The organism is Acinetobacter proteolyticus (assembly GCF_000367945.1).
In the GTDB taxonomy this organism is placed as follows: Bacteria; Pseudomonadota; Gammaproteobacteria; order Pseudomonadales; family Moraxellaceae; genus Acinetobacter; species Acinetobacter proteolyticus.
Window position 1 is genome coordinate 2,151,432 of record NZ_KB849179.1, and the last position, 16,648, is coordinate 2,168,079.

Here is a 16,648-nt window from a genome sequence, read left to right on the forward strand (position 1 = left end):
TCTTATATCTTAATAATCTCTTTTAATCTTAATGATTATAACGGAGCCATGGGGCCACATTATCTTCATCAATCACCCAAGTCGAGCTTGAATTTGGGTCAGAAGCATCGGCAATATCCCACCCTGAAAAAGTCAGAATTTTTTGCAGCTCTGCTGTGGTTTTTCCAGTACCACCCGCGCTGCTTGATTGACCAGAAGTTTCGGTATTCCAATAACTATTAATAACTATACCATTAGCAGCATAAGGGTCATCTCCAATGAGCCCTCCGACATGATTTACCCCAGTTACAGCTCCATTTGAATAACTATTTTCAACTGTTCCAGTATTGATGCCAATTAACCCACCGACAGATGTGTCGCCTTCAGTTATACTTGTTGAATATGAATTAGCTATAATTCCGCCATTATTATAACCAACAAGACCACCAACACTAGTATGACCTTTCGTCCGTCCAGTCGCATAACTGCTGTTGATAATATTATATGGCGCATTTGCCCCAACAAGACCACCAACATACTGACTTGTAATAGCATTACTTGCAATCACATCACCTGTGGCATAGCTGTTATTGATATATAGACGTGGTGTTTGATCAGAACCTCTATAAACGATTATTCCGACTAGTCCTCCTAGCCCCCCCAACCCACTGACATTGCCTGTAGCATAGCTATGATCTACATAATGCGAACTATTTTCCTGAGCTCCTAGTAGTCCAATCAAACCACCTGCACCACCGAAACCAAGTTCTGGATGCCAATTTCCATTTACATATGCACCCGTTAATATATTCCCTGTAGCATGACTATTATAGACGCCCTGTCCGCTACCTAATAGCCCACCAACACCTAGCCCAGCTGTATAATTAGGATCGAGATTTTGCTCTTGTTCTAATGACATTGTAAGATCGGCTAAAGAGATATTGCCTGTAGCATAACTATCATAAATAGGAAGCATACTCCCACCAGCTAATCCGCCAACACCTAAAATACCTTTCACATTTGCTTCTGAGTAACTTTGGCTAATTGTACCTAAATTGCTATTAATATTTTGCCCAACCGCACCACCAATTAAGCCTCCAATATAATACAAACCATGAACATGACCTGTACTATAGGCATTTTTAATATTGCCTCCCAAATGTAATCCAGTGAGTGCTCCCATATAAGCATGACCTTTGATTGACACATTGGTAAGACCAACATCTCTTAGCTCACTGCCATAGGTAATGCTAAACAATCCCTGAGGAATCGCAACTTGATCATTTATGGGGCCCCAATTGGGTTGTGGTTGATTAATGGTTAAAGCGTCAATCTTATGCCCTAGACCATGAAAGTTTCCTTGGAAAATTGGAGTTTCTGGAGGGATGCCACCTTCAGGTGTTTGTTGAATACCGCCATCGACTTTTACTGGTAATTGTCCAATCGCATCAAAGCCTTTCCCATTATTCCAATTCACCGTATCAGAGGCATCAATATTACTGCCCAAGGCATAATTCCCAGTCAGGTTATTATTCATCCCTTGCAAAGTATTGATATTGGCATCACCTTCTTCACCTAGATCATTAATCACAATATAGGAACTTCCATTGATCAACAACGTCGGTGATGAACCGCTGATATTAATTTTGGCGCCATTATTTAAGTTGTAATCCGAGCCTGTACCATAATTCATGGCAAGTTTGGCTTTATCCCCACTTAAGTCCAAATCACTATTAAAGTTAATATCTTTGTTTGCGGTTAGTGTCAGTGCAGTATTGGCATTCCAACTGGTTGCGTCATTGATATTAATATTGCCTTGACCTTCTGCTGTACCCATCGCATTCAAAGTGACATTGCCTTTATTTAAAGCATCACCCAAAGTGGTACTGCTGACACTACCACCAAAAAAATCGACATCGATATTTTTAGCTTTCAGTTCCCAGCCACTGGTGGTCGGCGGTAAGCTGCTGGTACTATTTCGCTGTGTCGTGATATTCGTACCAGAATTGATGTTTACCTCTGCCGCAGAAGTTTTAATCTGCCCACCATTACCACCATTTGGGGCTGATGCATCTAAGGTACCGCTGACATTCACGGTACCACTGCTTAAATCACTGCCGAGCTCAATCACACCACGAACATTATTTACCGTTTGCGCTTGGATCACCCCAACACTATTCACCACTGCATTACTTAATTCATCAATGCCTTTTGCGGTAAGGATCACTTTACCGCCATCGGCTTGAATCATTCCGCCTGAGTTAATCAAGGCCTGTGCCTTACCTTGGTTAATGGTATACCCCAACAAACTACCATTATTTAGATTCAGGGTGATATCTCCACCTGCAGCCAATAATACATTGCCCTGTGGTGCTTTAATGGTACCTGTCTGTTTTACGGTCGGGGCAATTAAAGCAACCGTACCACCTGTCGGTACAGTGATTTTGCCGCGGTTCTCAACGGTTTTGTTATTGGTAGGATTGTTAAAATTAAATAGATTGTTATTAAAATCAGCATTACTCAGGTTTAAGGTTGATGCCACCAAACCCGCGGTATTGACCTGTGAGGTACTGCCAAATAGCACCCCATTCGGGTTAATAATAAATACTTGTCCATTGGCATTTAACTGACCATTTAAGTTGGATACACTGGTACCTGTGACGCGGTTTAAAGTAATCGAACTGCTATTTGGTTGCACGAAATTCACAATTTCATTGCTATTAGTCGAAAAGCTGCTCCAGTCAATTGCAGCTTTTGCGGTGGACTGGTTAATGGTTGTCGTTGTTCCTGCAGTTGAAATGCTCGCTGTTCCTGAACTCACCACCCCACCAGTTGGTCCTGCAAAAACAATACTTGCACTCAATACATTCACCGCAAAGAATGCTGCTAGTTTTGCTTTATGAGCAACTGCGGTTTTAGATTTGATTTTTGTTGTTGATTGCGTTGCAACCACGCCACCTTTGGCCTTCTCACTCACGGCTTGCCAGCAAAGATGTGTCGCATTCCATACCACTTGATAGATCTTATTCACAATTATCCCCATCTGTTCTTAATATTTTAAAAAAATTGCGATTTATTTTTAGCATATCTTTTTTATTATTTGATTAATTTATATATTTTCCTGACCAATGGTTAAAACATCATCAAGCAATAACATAAATCACAGGTGAGTACTTCTCTTGAATTAAAAGAGAACGAGACGTAGAACATTTTATTTAGATGGATAAATCTAATTGATTAAAAATAAGGAAATACTAAAAATTTAAGAATTATTATTCATTAAAAATGATACGATTTATGATGATGTGATAAGCATTATATTTAGCTTTTAATGAGAAGGTTTTAACCATTGACCCGATGATCAATGGTTAAAAATTTAAAACGATTAATAATTAGGTCTTCGGTAAAGTCACACCTGTTTGACCTTGGTATTTACCGCCACGATCTTTATATGATGTTTCACATACTTCATCGCTTTCAAAGAACAACATTTGCGCAACTCCTTCACCTGCATAAATACGCGCTGGCAAATTGGTGGTATTTGAGAACTCTAGAGTAACGTGACCTTCCCACTCAGGCTCTAATGGCGTTACATTCACAATGATCCCGCAACGCGCATAAGTCGATTTGCCCAAGCAAACGGTTAACACATTACGTGGGATACGGAAGTATTCAATCGTACGCGCTAACGCAAATGAGTTTGGTGGAATGATACACACATCAGATTCGATATCGATAAAGCTTTTATCATCGAAGTTCTTTGGGTCAACAATCGCTGAATGAACGTTGGTAAACACCTTAAATTCGCGCGCACAACGAACATCGTAGCCATAGCTCGATACCCCATAAGAAATCAACTTTTCTCCGTTTTTATCAAAACGAACTTGATTCTCTGCATAAGGTTCAATCATGCCGTGTTTTTCGCTCATTTCACGAATCCAACGATCAGATTTTATTGCCATGACTTTTTATCCATAGACGAAGTTAATAATTGGCGAGTACTTTAACGTAAAATGGTATCAATGAAAACAACAGCGCTATCCTGTTATGTGGATAACGCTGTCAAAGTTATAAATTGATCAATGCTGAATAGCTAATTGGGATGGCAAAAGCCATAAGTACTACAGATGCAGTGCGCTGTAATTTTGATTGAGATAACCATGCAACTTTATTGGTTGCTAACATTGCACCGACTGAAATCCAGAATAATGCAATGGGCAAAATCAAGCCGACAAAAGTACTCATATGTGCCATATAAATCTCTTGGCTTTTCCATGCTGCAACAGGAAAAATTGCTGAAGCAAATAACAATGCTTTCGGATTAAGCAAGGTTGCACATAACAACTCTCTAGGTCGAATCGTTGGTTGATTTAAAGCCACTTCTTGGTTCGCAGTGCGCCATAATTTAATCGCAAGAAAGACGATATAACCCGCACTTAATAATTTCAGAAAAATCGGCAATGCAGGCAAAGTTGCTGAGACTTTACCAATCAGCATGCCCCATGCACTAATTGCGATGATATAGCCAACCGCTTCTGCTGGAATCAAGAGTAAAGATTTGCGTAATCCAACTTGAATACCCGAAGATGCCAATAAGGTATTGGTGGGACCAGGAGTCAACAGAATGGTAATGACTAAACCAATAAAGAACCATGAAATCATTGAATGACCTCACTAGAAGATATTTTCAGATTAATCCAATTCCTAAACCATAGCAAAAAATTAACTGTAAACAGTTATGACCAAATACAACTTAAGCAACTGTTTTATATTTACTTTATAGATTTCAAGTCAACTCTACTCAACAGTCACAGCATAAAAGACGCCTATTTAAAATACAATAAATGTAAGCTATTCGCCTTGGTCTTGTTTTTAGTGCAATAATGTTCAGCGCTATTTTAAGTTTTCGCTAAGTAAATCGTGTTATTTTCTATACAATTTCCTATCTATCTGTCCTATTGGGTCTATTTTCGCATTTATGCCTAAGCAATTCTTTCACAAGTGGCTGCCTTCATCAGAGAAAGTCGCTGGCCTTAAGCTGATGAAAATTTTTGGTGATCGCGCCTTAAATCCGTTGCTTTGGTATGTGAATCGTCGCTCAATTGCAAAAGCCATGTTTATTGGCACCTTCTGGGGCATTTTGCCTGTTCCATTCCATAGTCTGTTTATTATTTTGACGGTGTTATTTTTTGAAGTAAATTTACCGATCGGTCTCTGTATGGCGTGGCTCACCAATCCTTTTACCGTGGTGCCAATTCTGTATTTAGGTTTTTGGTTTGGGACAAAAATTTATCACGTCAATATGATTAATAAAGAGATGTTGCTTGGAGTGTTACATCAAATTTTAAACTGGATTAAAAACTTTGGGCATGGCCATATAGATTTTAGTTTGGCCAAGATTTTGGTTTCTGGTTTAATGATTGAAGCCGTTTTATTTGCCGTTTTATTTTATCTAGCGACTCACCTGTTATGGCGTTGGGTGGTGATTCGCAGTTGGCGCAAACGTGAAAAACAACAAAGAGAAGAAACCATTTAAATGATTTCTTCTCGATCATATTCATTATTTAGCGTCTGCTTTTGCCTTCATATATTGTTCAGCAACCTCAAGTGCATAATCCTGACACGCTTCCCCTGTTGCAGAGTCATAGGCACCATTATTGGTAATATTATTCGATAAGATGCGCACCCCAAGGAATGGTACTTTGAACTGTTGCGCGATCTGCGCCACCGATGCGGCTTCCATTTCCTCTACAGAGGTTCCATATTTAGTATGGAAAAAGTTGATACGATCGAGTTCATTATTCCAGGTATCTGCTGAACCGATAGTGCCTTCAACCACTTGTCCTTTGCTGTAATGCACTTTGGCTTTATAAGCGGCGATCAGTAATTCCTTATCCCCTTCGAATTTACGAATCGCAATCGGTTCTGGATCAGACTCATCTTCTGGTAAGACATCAAATGCTTCATTCCACTCCAGTGAATTAGAACCACCGCCAATTGGCTTATTTGGGGTTTTAAATGCACCGATATTGGTGGTGTATTTGCCTAATACAATATCAAACACCTTTAGGTCTGGATCATGTCCACCCGAGGTACCCTGATTGATAATCGCAATCGGTTGATAATGCTGAATTGCAATGGCAGTGGCTGCGGCCGAGTTGCTCATGCCCATCCGGGTTTTAGACACCACCATTGGATAGCCTTTATAAGTGCCTTTCCAGAATTTCCAGCCACCAATGGTTTCTACACTCACATTTTCTAGTTTTGATGCCATTCGCTCTGATTCAACAGGCAATGCGCCTTGGATCACAATCGGTTGTAATTTTGGCTTTTCCTGTACTTGGTTATTACGATCTGAAGAACCATCTCCATTACAGCCACTTAAAACTAAAGCTGCACAAACACTGACAATACCCATCAGGCTTTTAAATTGCATCATTGATCTATACTCAAAAATCAAAACAAGTGATAAGCAAGCAACATACCATTTTTTATTTTTTTAATTTATTTTTAAAGCGTAAAAATAAAAACTTATTTTAATCAAACAGTAAAAACCCAGCAGGATATGCTGGGTTTTTAAGCATTTTAGAAGATACGCTTATCATCTTTCTGACGTTTGGGTAACTTCTCCATTTGTTGCAACACGGCTTGTGCAATATTGAGATAACTGTCTGCGGCTGCATCTTTTGCGATCACACTTGGTGTGCCTTGATCTGCATGTTCTCGGATTTTTGCATCTAAGGGTAAATGACCGAGCAAAGGAATATGATATTGCTCAGATAGCTGATCACCACCACCTGTACCAAAAATTTGCTCTTCATGACCGCAATTTGAACAGATATGCGTCGACATATTCTCAATCACACCAAGTACTGGAATCTTCACTTTATTAAATAATTCAATCCCTTTGGTGGCATCCATTAGCGCCACATTTTGCGGCGTAGTGACAATCACTGCACCTGTCACAGGAATACGTTGCGCCAAAGTCAGCTGAATATCGCCTGTACCGGGTGGCATATCAATCACCAGCACATCTAGATCAGGCCATAAAGTCTGATTGAACAACTGCATCAAGGCACCAGTCGCTTTCGGACCACGCCAAGCCACAGGCGTATTGTGCGCACCAATTAAATGCCCAATCGACAGTACCGCCATGCCATAAGCATCTAAAGGTACGAAGTGTTCATTTTCAATCTGTGGGGTTTTACCCGCATTGCCCAACATGGTTGGGATACTTGGTCCGTAAATATCGGCATCCAACACACCAACTTTTAGACCAAGTTGTTGCAATGCAAGTGCCAGATTCACCGTAGTCGTTGATTTACCTACGCCGCCCTTCCCTGAGGAAACCAGAATCATATTTTGAATGCGTGGATGCGCAGCCACATCACGTTGTTGTGGTGCAGCTTTTTGAATCGGAGGATTATTCGGATCGGCTTCTACTTGAGGTGATGCATCCATCACAGGAGGTAAATTGCTATTTTCTGCTTTTGGCTTCGATGAGCAACTATGCCCTGCTTCACCATGCGCCGCATGTTTTTGTTGGATAATATGTAAGTTTAATTCTTGGATACCGCATTTTTCCAAAGCTTCAGCCAGCTCATCATGGATTTGCTGTAAGTGATCTTTTTCTTCAGGAAAGGTATTCACTGTAAGTTGTAAAATTCGACCTTGTACATTCACTTGGCTAATGCGTTCTTTTAACGCATTGTCAGAATGTGGCAGTACATAATTTTGTAGAACTGTTTGAATCTCGTCTTCCTTCACTTCTTGTGCTGGTGAAAAAACAGATTTTAAGGAAGAAAGCCACGACATTTTGTTTACTCCAAAAACAGATCAACATTTCACTGAGTTTGGTTAGTTTAGCAGTATTGAAGAATTGACGCTCATATCAAAACAGATAATTGCTCATTTTTTATAGCAACTTTTCTGCTTTAAATTTCAATCTTCAGCAACTGATACTTTTCACAGGAACGGGATATCTTGTTAAGCTGATCATATAGACGATAAAAATATAGGATGACGCTTTCATCATATGCTGAGCCACATGATGTTTATGCTTAGGAGGGTGTTCAATGACACGATATTATTTGGCGATATGTAGTTTATTTGCTTGCTTCCCGCTACTCGCCCAAGAATCGATGAATCGTGCTGTTTATCAATTGCCACCACAAACAGAAATCGTGGTAAATAAGCAAAAAGAGCAAACTCCATCGTCTGAAATTAAGATATCAATTAGAATCAGTCCAGAAAAAAACGGATTAAAGGTTCAATTATTCAAAGCAAGTAACTCAGAGCGACTTAATCGGCATGCTTTAGCGCTTGCACAACAGATAAAGCCAGAGGATTTACCCACTCAGGAGACTTCGGCAGAACAGCGTGATCACAATAATAAACGCCTATTCTCAAACTATGAGCAAGTTTATTATTTTATTTCCATGCAAGATCAAGCTGTTATACAACGTATCCGACGGGTTTCCGCACCGTCGTCCTTAACTGAAATGGCCTGTTTGCTTTTACAAAAAAGTGTTCCATTAGAAGGTGAATCATTCAGATTGAATGTCAAACTCTACATCGATAAAGAAGGCAAAATACACCACCAAGAAACTCAGCCACCCTTAGAAACAGCATTAATGAATCAGCTTTTTCCTTATCAAAAACGTACTCAGCCCTTTTATAAGATTTTCGATCTCGAACGCCAACACTACATTGATATGCCCATTAATCAGCCAGTACGATTTATTTGTACGGCCTGATCGAAACCCATTTAAAAAATATCCAAATAAAAATCCTCAAACATAGTTTGCCTATGTTTGAGGAAGATCTTCAGTCGATCACAAGGTTAGCAAGCTTAACCTTTGAATTTATTGATGGTATCCGTTGCTGCTTTCTTTAAATCATCCAGCTTATGACTTGCTTGAGCTTTTAGATCATCAAACTTTGCAGCAGCTTCATCTTTCAACTCAGAGGCTTTGGCTTTGGCATCATCCAGTTTATGGCTAGCTTCTTCTTTAAAGTGATCAAATTTATCTTGAACCGCATGTTGGGTATCTTCAAGTTTGGCTTTAAGATCATCCACTTTAGATGAAACCGCTTCTTTACCCTCTGCATTTTGCTCAGAGACATCTTTCTTTAAATCATCAAAGGCTTTTTCACCTTTTAACTTTAATTCCTCTGCGGAATGTTTTAAGTCATCCACTGCTTTTTCACCTTGTAGCTGAGCTTCTTTCGCTTTGTATTTTAAGTCATTACCCAATTCTGCGGCTTGGTCTTTTAATTCATCAAGTTTTTCATTTGTCATGGTATTTCCTCACTATAGGTAAAAACATATTGTTTGGACCAGTCTTAGTTATACCGTGTTTGGAGGATCTTTTTGTCCATTGCTGCAAATTGAAACAAATGAAATACAGGAAGATTCAAATGATTGCGGATTGATAAAGCTTTTAATTTTTAGATATAAAAATCATATAAATGAATAACCTCCCATTTATTCAACAAAATCAGATCGTAGAATCTCATACAGCACATGCCAGCTTAAAGGATGCTCTGAGGCTAAAGCGGGATGCTGAAACTCAGACACTTTTTGCATGTTTAATTTTCGCATCACGGCTTGTGATTTGGCATTTCCCAAAGTGGTAAAGGCAACCACTTTCTCCAATTTCAATTGATCAAAAGCAAATGCGAGCGCAGCTTGAGCCGCTTCTGGTGCATAACCTTGTCCCCAATAGGCTTGATCGAGTCGCCATCCAATTTCCACACACGGCGAAAATGAAAATTGTGTCGGTTGATCATGTAAACCGGTAAAACCAATAAATTGCTGGTTGTGTTTTAATTCAACCGCCCAAAAACCCCAACCTTTTGCGTCGATAATTGATTTCATTCGATCAATCAATGCATCGCTTTCTGCTCGAGTCAGGAGTTTAGGGAAATATTCCATCACCTGTGGATGAGTACCCATTGCGGCAAAGGATGCATAGTCCTCTGCTTGCCATTGTCTTAAGCGTAATCGTGCAGTTTCGATCATTTTTACATCCAATAAATTTGTATTAAAAACTATTAACAATATAAGGAGATAGTTCGGATATACTTCCGCAATATCTCAATCATAGACCTAGATAGCAGAATTGCCTAATATGAATGAAAATGAACTTTTAGAAATTCAGCATGAACTTCAGGCCCAAGAAAAACGCTTGAACTACATTCTTTCCAGTAAAAGAAGAATCCAGAAAATGCTTCTTTCGTTTGAAAAAGATCTTGCTGAACAGTTAATTCCAGTGATTGATCAACAGAGTGACGATAAAGCACCTGTTGAAAGTAGTCTGGCGCTAACCATTTGCTGGAAATTTTCTAAAGCCGAGTTTCCTAAAACTGAACATTGGTGCAGTGAACTCAGCATTACTGAGCTTGAAATCAGAGATGAATTTAGTGTTGCCTTAAAAGCACAGGCTTGGTTAGGTATTTTGGGTAGTGATGAACTTTGGCAGACGCCGATGTTTGCTGAAATTACCCTTGATCCTAAAACGGACGGGTTAAAGGGCTATCACATCCATTTCTTATCGAAAGGCAAAATTATCTCTTTAAGAAAGAACTCTAAGCACAGCGTCACTGTAAAACAAATGCAGAGTATGTAATCCTTCGGGATACATACTTTTTTCTCAACTCAATAATCAAAAATTCATAGATAAAATGACTCAAAATCGAATATGAATAAAGAAGAACTTATACTGCAAAAACAAGAAGATGAAAGGTATGAAAAGTGGTCAAAATATGTTTACTCCAACAAAAGAAGAATTCAACGTAGAGTCTTGGCTATAGAGCGTGATATTGCCCACACTATTCTTCAATTCAAAACATATCAACAAAGCCAAGACTTAGAAACCTTAATTGCTTTTTTAAGTTGCTGGAAATTTTCTAAATTAAATTTTGGTCAAAATACATTCTGGTGCGATGCAATCTATTTTGATGAATTTACAATGAAAGATGATCTTACGTTTACATTTAGTGGCCAAGCTTGGATCGGCTTTACTGAGAATACAGAGAAGCAATGGCAAGTACCCTGTTCAGGTTATTTCAGCATGAGTGGACATCAAACTAAACTCAAAAGCTACAGTGTTTATTTCTACCATGACACAAAAAAGCTCCAGTTAATTAAAAGTACTTAACTAAAAGCACTTTTATACTGTTTCTTGCATATCAATACATAACAACTATTGGCACTGATACAGCCCACCGCAAGCACAGGTAAAACCGCAACAAAAATAAAAAGACTCACGGCCAATGTTTCAAAATCAAAGCCATTGACCTGATCTTCAAATAAAATTATCAATACTAAGCACATCCACCCTGTAAGAAAGACCAGACTGACTTTAAAAAATTGTAGCAAATCAAAAATTTTGCTGGGTAATTTCAATACTGATAGAACGATGACGTAGAAGATAAAAGCAAGCACGACGAGAAATGGCGTGAGATACAGCATCACTTGCATCGCATTGCTGACCACGTGCAATAAATGGTTTTGCTGAAAATTTAAGAACAAACAATACGGAATCACAAAACTAAAAACCGATGCCACACTTGCGCAAAAAGATGCACAAAGCAAATGCCAAGATCTCATGGTTGTTTCCTTTATTTATTGACCATACAACCATTATCAGTAAAGGAAATGTGTTTTGATTGAAGTACAAGTGAAGCTTGCATGAAGTCGTGAAAATAGCCCCATAACGCAGCTTGAAAAGATTTCACTGAATCCCTTGTGCAAGTCCGGGTCAAGTCATGTAAAATCATCTGCCTTGCAAATACGAATGAGAGAACAATATCCGTGCGTAAAATTTTAGTCACCAATGCCCTACCTTATGCCAATGGTCCTATCCATATGGGTCACTTACTCGGTTATATCCAAGCAGATATTTGGGTTCGTGCGATGCGTGCAATGGGCCATGATGTGACTTATGTATGTGCGGATGATGCTCACGGTACAGCAATCATGCTACGTGCTGAAGCCAATGGGATTAGTCCGGAACAACAAATTGCCAATGTTCAGAAAGAACATATCCGTGACTTTGATGGTTTTGGCGTACATTTCGATCACTATGATTCAACCAATAGTGACGAGAACAAAGCACGTTCAGAAGAAATCTATATCAAAAACCGTGAAGCAGGCAATATTGCAATCCGTCCTGTAACACAGTTATTCGATCCTGAAAAAGGCATGTTCCTGTCTGACCGTTTCATTAAAGGTACATGCCCGAAATGTAAAGCGGAAGATCAATACGGCGATGCCTGTGAAGTGTGCGGTACAACTTATAACGCTACCGAATTAGAAAACCCACGCTCAACCTTAAGTGGTGCGACTCCTGTTGAGAAATCATCAGATCACTACTTCTTTAAACTTCCGAATTTCTCAGAATACTTACAGAAATGGACCCGTGACCAAGGTCGTCTGCCTGTTTCGATTGCCAACAAACTAGACGAATGGTTTGAAGCGGGTTTATCGGATTGGGATATTTCGCGTGATGCACCTTATTTTGGTTTTGAAATTCCAGATGCGCCAAACAAATATTTCTATGTTTGGGTCGATGCACCAATTGGTTATATGTCGAGTTTTGAAAACTACATCAAAACTAAACGTCCTGATCTAAGCTTTGATGATTTTTGGAAAAAAGACAGCGATAAAGAAGTCTATCACTTCATTGGTAAAGACATTGTTTACTTCCATGCGCTGTTCTGGCCTGCAATGCTTGAAGGTGCCAACTACCGTACCCCATCAGGTTTATTTGTGAATGGTTTCTTAACCGTGAATGGTCAGAAGATGTCGAAGTCTCGCGGGACTTTCATTAAAGCTGAAACCTATTTAGAGCATTTGAATCCTGAATATTTACGTTACTACTTTGCATCTAAGCTGTCTGACAAAGTTGAAGATTCAGATTTGAACCTAGATGACTTCGTTCAGAAAGTGAATTCTGACCTTGTGGGTAAAGTGGTAAATATTGCCAGCCGTTGTGCAAAATTCATTAACAGCAACTTCAATAATACCTTGTCAGAGACATGTGCAGAATCTGAACTGGTACAAAGCTTTATTGATGCAGGTGATTCAATCGCACAGGCTTATGAAGCACGTGAATTCTCAGCAGCAATCCGTGAAATCATGGCTTTGGCTGACCGCGCCAATCAATATATTGATGAGAAAAAACCTTGGGCACTTGCCAAGCAAGAAGGTCAAGAGCAACAAGTTCACGATGTGTGCTCGGTGGGTATTAACCTATTCCGTCAACTTGCGATTTACTTGGCGCCTGTGTTGCCAACACTTGCAGCTCAAGTTCAAACCTTCTTACAACTTGAAAGCTTTGACTTTGCATCACGTCAGCACATCTTGCTTGGTCATGAAATTGCTCAATTCCAGCCATTGATGCAACGTGTTGATGCCAAAGCTGTGGCTGCAATGGTGGATGCATCTAAAGATTCTTTAGCTGCGGCGGCAGAAGCGCCGAAAGTAGAGAAGAAAAAAGAAAAGAAAGCCGAGAAGAAGCCTGAGCCAAAAGTAGGTGAAGCTGAAATTATCGGTATCGAAGATTTCATGAAGGTTGATCTTCGTGTGGCAAAAGTATTGGAAGCCGCGACGGTTGAAGGTTCTGATAAATTGCTGCAATTGACTTTAGATGTCGGTGAAGCTGAACCACGTAATGTGTTTAGTGGTATTCGCGAGTTCTATCAGCCAGAAGATCTAAAAAACAAATTAGTGGTAATGGTGACTAACCTTGCACCGCGTAAGATGCGCTTTGGTATTTCTAACGGTATGGTACTTGCCGCAGGTAATGGTGAAGGTGTTTGGGTGATTTCACCTGAATCTGGCGCAAAACCAGGCGATAAAGTGTCTTAATATATAAAACTTATGTAAGGGTTTCTTCGGAAGCCCTTTTTTTATTGCTATAATTCAACCAAAATATTAAATGAACGAAAAATACATTAGGTAAAACATGTTCCAGAGAATAATCACTGTCTTCTTTTTCAGCATTTTTTCTTTTCAAATTGCTTTAGCTCAGGAAATTCAATCTCAATTTAGTCCTCAAGTACAACAAGCTAAAGATCAAGTTCAGCTAATATTCAATACCTTATTTCAATCGGATGACGAGAATCAAAATATAAAAGTTGATCCTACATTAAAACAGCTACTTTCAGAAAATAAGGAGGAGAAGGCAAAAGAATATATCGATCAACAACAAAACTTATTTTTAAAGCAGATGAATCACTATATCAAACAAGGAGACTCAACTGCATCTGTTGCACTTTTAGAATTTGCTCTATTTTCACAAGATTCAGCGCTAAAAGAACAAATCGATCTTAAGCCAATTCAAAAGCTTTCCAATCAAAAGGATGCTTATGCAAGTTATTTGCTGGCGCAATACTATTCAACTACTGAGCAATACATCCCCTTACTCGAAAAAGCAGGGCAGCAAGGTTCTGTTGCTGCACAAATGACACTTGCAGATGAATATGGTTTTCGACTGCCGGTTGAACAGCAAGATGCCAAAAAAGCTGCGTTTTGGGCAAATAAGGCCAAACAAAATTTAGGTGAAGCGGCCTATACCGAGCAGAAATGTGCACTGGCAAATTGTGATCTTGAAGAATTTGAAATGGTAGACTTTTCCAAGCTAACCCAGCAGTAAAGCCATACGCTAAGACGAGAACCTCTCATAAAATCCGCTTACAAAAGTGGATTTTTTTCTGCGCTCAAATACCCAATTTTATTTGAATTCATGGTAAAAAAGTTTTTCTCTAATAAATTTAATGATTCTATGAAAAAAAGAGCCCTCCTCCTTTCCGTCTCATTCTTGAGCAGCTTCCCTTTACTTAGCCATGCAGAAACAAGCAAGATCCTGCCAATCATTGAACAGCAAAAACAAATTGCGGGCTACTATCAACACCAAGTCGGTGATGTACAAATTACCGCCCTGCTCGATGGCACTAACTTTATGTCGCCAAGCTTGTTTAAAGATATTTCTCAGCAACAAGTGCAGCAAATCTTAAAGAAGTACTATGCAGATCAGGATAAAGGCGTACAGACCTCCATCAATGCTTTCCTCGTCAATACAGGAAAATCACTGGTTTTAGTGGATAGTGGTGCAGCCAGTTGTTTTGGTACGCATTTAGGCTCGATTCTAAAAAACCTAGAGGCTTCAGGTTATAAACCGGAACAGGTCGATACCATTTTACTCACGCATTTACATCCTGACCATGTTTGCGGTATCAGTAAAGATGGCGTTGCCAACTTCCCCAATGCAACCGTTTATGTTTCCAGTGATGAAGCCAATTATTGGTTAGATCCAAAACAGGCAGCTAAGCTTCCGAAAGACAAACAAGCAGGTTATGAAGGAACGGTTAAGCACATTAAACAGGCGATTGCCCCATACCAAGCCAAACAACGCTTTAAGACCTATAAACTCGGTGATGAGATTCAAGGTTTTAAAGTCATTAACACGGCGGGACATACGCCTGGTCACTTTAGCTATGAATTAAAAAGCAAAGGCGAAAGCGTGGTGTTTATTGGGGATATCGTGCATTCGCATACTGTGCAATTTGATAAGCCCGAAACTGCGATTGAATACGATATTGACCCGAAAAAAGCCGTTGCTACACGCTTAAAACAGTTTGCTGACTTCGCTAAAAATGGACAAACCATTGCAGCACCACATCTACCTTTCCCGGGAATTGGACATATTTATTCTGCTGATGGAAAGAGCTATCAATGGATTCCTGTGCATTTTAAAGATTAAGCTGTATGCGCTGATTCTAGGCAATAAAAAAGCGACCTTCTTGGTCGCTTTTTCTGCTCTATTATTTCATACCAAAGATCAGTTTTAATCCGAGCAAGGTCATCACCCCACCCGCAATGCGATCAAATAACGATTTAGATTTTAGATAAACTTTACGTGGGCCTTCGGCTGACAATGCCACCGCAACCAACGAATACCAACCTGCATCAATAAAGAAGCACAGCATTGGCAACACCACATAGTAATAACTTGGAATGTCTTTCGGTAATAAGGCGGTAAAAATACTGGCAAGGATAATCGCAATTTTCGGGTTACTGAGCTGAGTAATCAGCCCCAAACGAAAGGCTTGTGCGTAGCTCATGCGATTCACAGTGCCATTGACTGCTTCCATTGGCTCTTTGGCATGTTTGATAATTTTATAGGCCAGCCAAAGCAAGTACAGACCACCAAATATTTTTAGTGCAATATAAGCAGAAGGTACCGCCAATAAAATTGCCTGCAAACCCATAACAGCAAGCAAACCAAATAATGCAGCCCCTGTTCCAGTTCCCAAGGCAGTAAATAAGCCATGCTTACGCGAAATCGCAATTGAGTTTTTAGCCACATAAATAAATGTAGGACCTGGGCTGATTGCACCCAACATTAACGCCAAAGCAATTGAGCCTAAAATCAATAACGATTCCAAGTGAAACCTCTAGATTAGAATAATTTTCAAATATTAATTTTACTGAAAAAGTATCGCCAGAAGATATAAAAATTTTGACTAATCTCAGCAATTTTTGAGAGCTTCAGTCGATGTCATCTGATTAGAAAGCAATAAACTAGAGCAAAGACTCAATTCATAATGAATATCAAACACTTAAAAATAGCATATTCATCTCCGTCATAAATCAAGTATC

The 16,648-nt window shown here is 39.4% G+C and carries 16 protein-coding genes; 7 read left to right on the forward strand and 9 right to left on the reverse strand.

From position 1 onward, the window contains the following. Window positions 1-28: 28 nt before the first annotated feature. From F993_RS07055 to F993_RS07045, 3 genes are all read right to left on the reverse strand, one after another. A complete protein-coding gene (locus F993_RS07055; protein ID WP_032812507.1) occupies window positions 29-3,010 on the reverse strand; it encodes a two-partner secretion domain-containing protein in 2,982 nt (993 codons plus the stop codon). Window positions 3,011-3,371: 361 nt separating this feature from the next. Next, the gene (gene dcd / locus F993_RS07050; RefSeq protein WP_002120290.1) at window positions 3,372-3,941 is read right to left on the reverse strand and encodes a dCTP deaminase; all 570 of its coding nucleotides are present in this window, start codon (window positions 3,939-3,941) and stop codon (window positions 3,372-3,374) included. Between the two features lie 106 nt (window positions 3,942-4,047). Further along, the gene (locus F993_RS07045) at window positions 4,048-4,641 is read right to left on the reverse strand and encodes a LysE family translocator (RefSeq protein WP_004655374.1); all 594 of its coding nucleotides are present in this window, start codon (window positions 4,639-4,641) and stop codon (window positions 4,048-4,050) included. A gap of 316 nt (window positions 4,642-4,957) precedes the next feature. On the opposite strand from F993_RS07045, the gene F993_RS07040 reads away from it, so the two are divergent. Next, a complete protein-coding gene (locus F993_RS07040; RefSeq protein ID WP_004655377.1) occupies window positions 4,958-5,515 on the forward strand; it encodes a DUF2062 domain-containing protein in 558 nt (185 codons plus the stop codon). Between the two features lie 24 nt (window positions 5,516-5,539). Here the strand turns inward: F993_RS07040 and F993_RS07035 are convergent, their stop codons facing one another. Both F993_RS07035 and apbC read right to left on the reverse strand, forming a co-directional pair. Then, the gene (locus F993_RS07035; RefSeq protein ID WP_004655379.1) at window positions 5,540-6,418 is read right to left on the reverse strand and encodes a 5'-methylthioadenosine/S-adenosylhomocysteine nucleosidase; all 879 of its coding nucleotides are present in this window, start codon (window positions 6,416-6,418) and stop codon (window positions 5,540-5,542) included. A gap of 146 nt (window positions 6,419-6,564) precedes the next feature. Next, window positions 6,565-7,794, reverse strand: a complete 1,230-nt coding sequence (gene apbC, locus F993_RS07030) for an iron-sulfur cluster carrier protein ApbC (protein ID WP_004655380.1) — start codon at window positions 7,792-7,794, stop codon at window positions 6,565-6,567. Between the two features lie 260 nt (window positions 7,795-8,054). On the opposite strand from apbC, the gene F993_RS07025 reads away from it, so the two are divergent. Beyond that, window positions 8,055-8,735, forward strand: coding sequence for a hypothetical protein (locus F993_RS07025; RefSeq protein ID WP_004655384.1), 681 nt, complete (start codon window positions 8,055-8,057; stop codon window positions 8,733-8,735). Window positions 8,736-8,830: 95 nt separating this feature from the next. On the opposite strand, the gene F993_RS07020 is transcribed toward F993_RS07025, so the two are convergent. Next, window positions 8,831-9,280 carry a hypothetical protein gene (locus F993_RS07020; protein WP_004655386.1) on the reverse strand — a complete coding sequence of 150 codons (450 nt, stop codon included), beginning with the start codon at window positions 9,278-9,280 and terminating at the stop codon, window positions 8,831-8,833. A gap of 186 nt (window positions 9,281-9,466) precedes the next feature. Then, entirely contained in the window at window positions 9,467-10,003 is a 537-nt protein-coding gene (locus F993_RS07015; RefSeq protein ID WP_004655388.1) for a GNAT family N-acetyltransferase, read from the reverse strand. 109 nt (window positions 10,004-10,112) lie between these two features. Between F993_RS07015 and F993_RS07010 the strand changes: the two genes are divergently transcribed. Both F993_RS07010 and F993_RS07005 read left to right on the forward strand, forming a co-directional pair. Next, window positions 10,113-10,610: a hypothetical protein gene (locus F993_RS07010; protein WP_004655390.1), complete on the forward strand. Its 498-nt coding sequence runs from the start codon at window positions 10,113-10,115 to the stop codon at window positions 10,608-10,610. 72 nt (window positions 10,611-10,682) lie between these two features. Continuing rightward, window positions 10,683-11,141: a hypothetical protein gene (locus F993_RS07005; protein WP_004655391.1), complete on the forward strand. Its 459-nt coding sequence runs from the start codon at window positions 10,683-10,685 to the stop codon at window positions 11,139-11,141. Here the strand turns inward: F993_RS07005 and F993_RS07000 are convergent. Then, a complete protein-coding gene (locus tag F993_RS07000; RefSeq protein WP_004655394.1) occupies window positions 11,138-11,593 on the reverse strand; it encodes a hypothetical protein in 456 nt (151 codons plus the stop codon). The genes F993_RS07005 and F993_RS07000 overlap by 4 nt on opposite strands. Before the next feature lie 204 nt (window positions 11,594-11,797). Between F993_RS07000 and metG the strand changes: the two genes are divergently transcribed. The 3 genes from metG to F993_RS06985 all read left to right on the forward strand — a co-directional run bounded on the left by metG (window position 11,798) and on the right by F993_RS06985 (window position 15,749). Continuing rightward, complete coding sequence (gene metG, locus F993_RS06995) at window positions 11,798-13,855, forward strand: methionine--tRNA ligase (protein ID WP_004655396.1); 2,058 nt, start codon at window positions 11,798-11,800, stop codon at window positions 13,853-13,855. A gap of 97 nt (window positions 13,856-13,952) precedes the next feature. After that, window positions 13,953-14,642: an SEL1-like repeat protein gene (locus F993_RS06990; protein WP_004655397.1), complete on the forward strand. Its 690-nt coding sequence runs from the start codon at window positions 13,953-13,955 to the stop codon at window positions 14,640-14,642. 129 nt (window positions 14,643-14,771) lie between these two features. Then, the gene (locus F993_RS06985; protein WP_032812513.1) at window positions 14,772-15,749 is read left to right on the forward strand and encodes an MBL fold metallo-hydrolase; all 978 of its coding nucleotides are present in this window, start codon (window positions 14,772-14,774) and stop codon (window positions 15,747-15,749) included. A 61-nt stretch (window positions 15,750-15,810) separates the two neighbouring features. Here the strand turns inward: F993_RS06985 and F993_RS06980 are convergent, their stop codons facing one another. Then, window positions 15,811-16,434, reverse strand: a complete 624-nt coding sequence (locus F993_RS06980; protein ID WP_004655400.1) for a LysE family translocator — start codon at window positions 16,432-16,434, stop codon at window positions 15,811-15,813. Window positions 16,435-16,648: the final 214 nt, after the last annotated feature.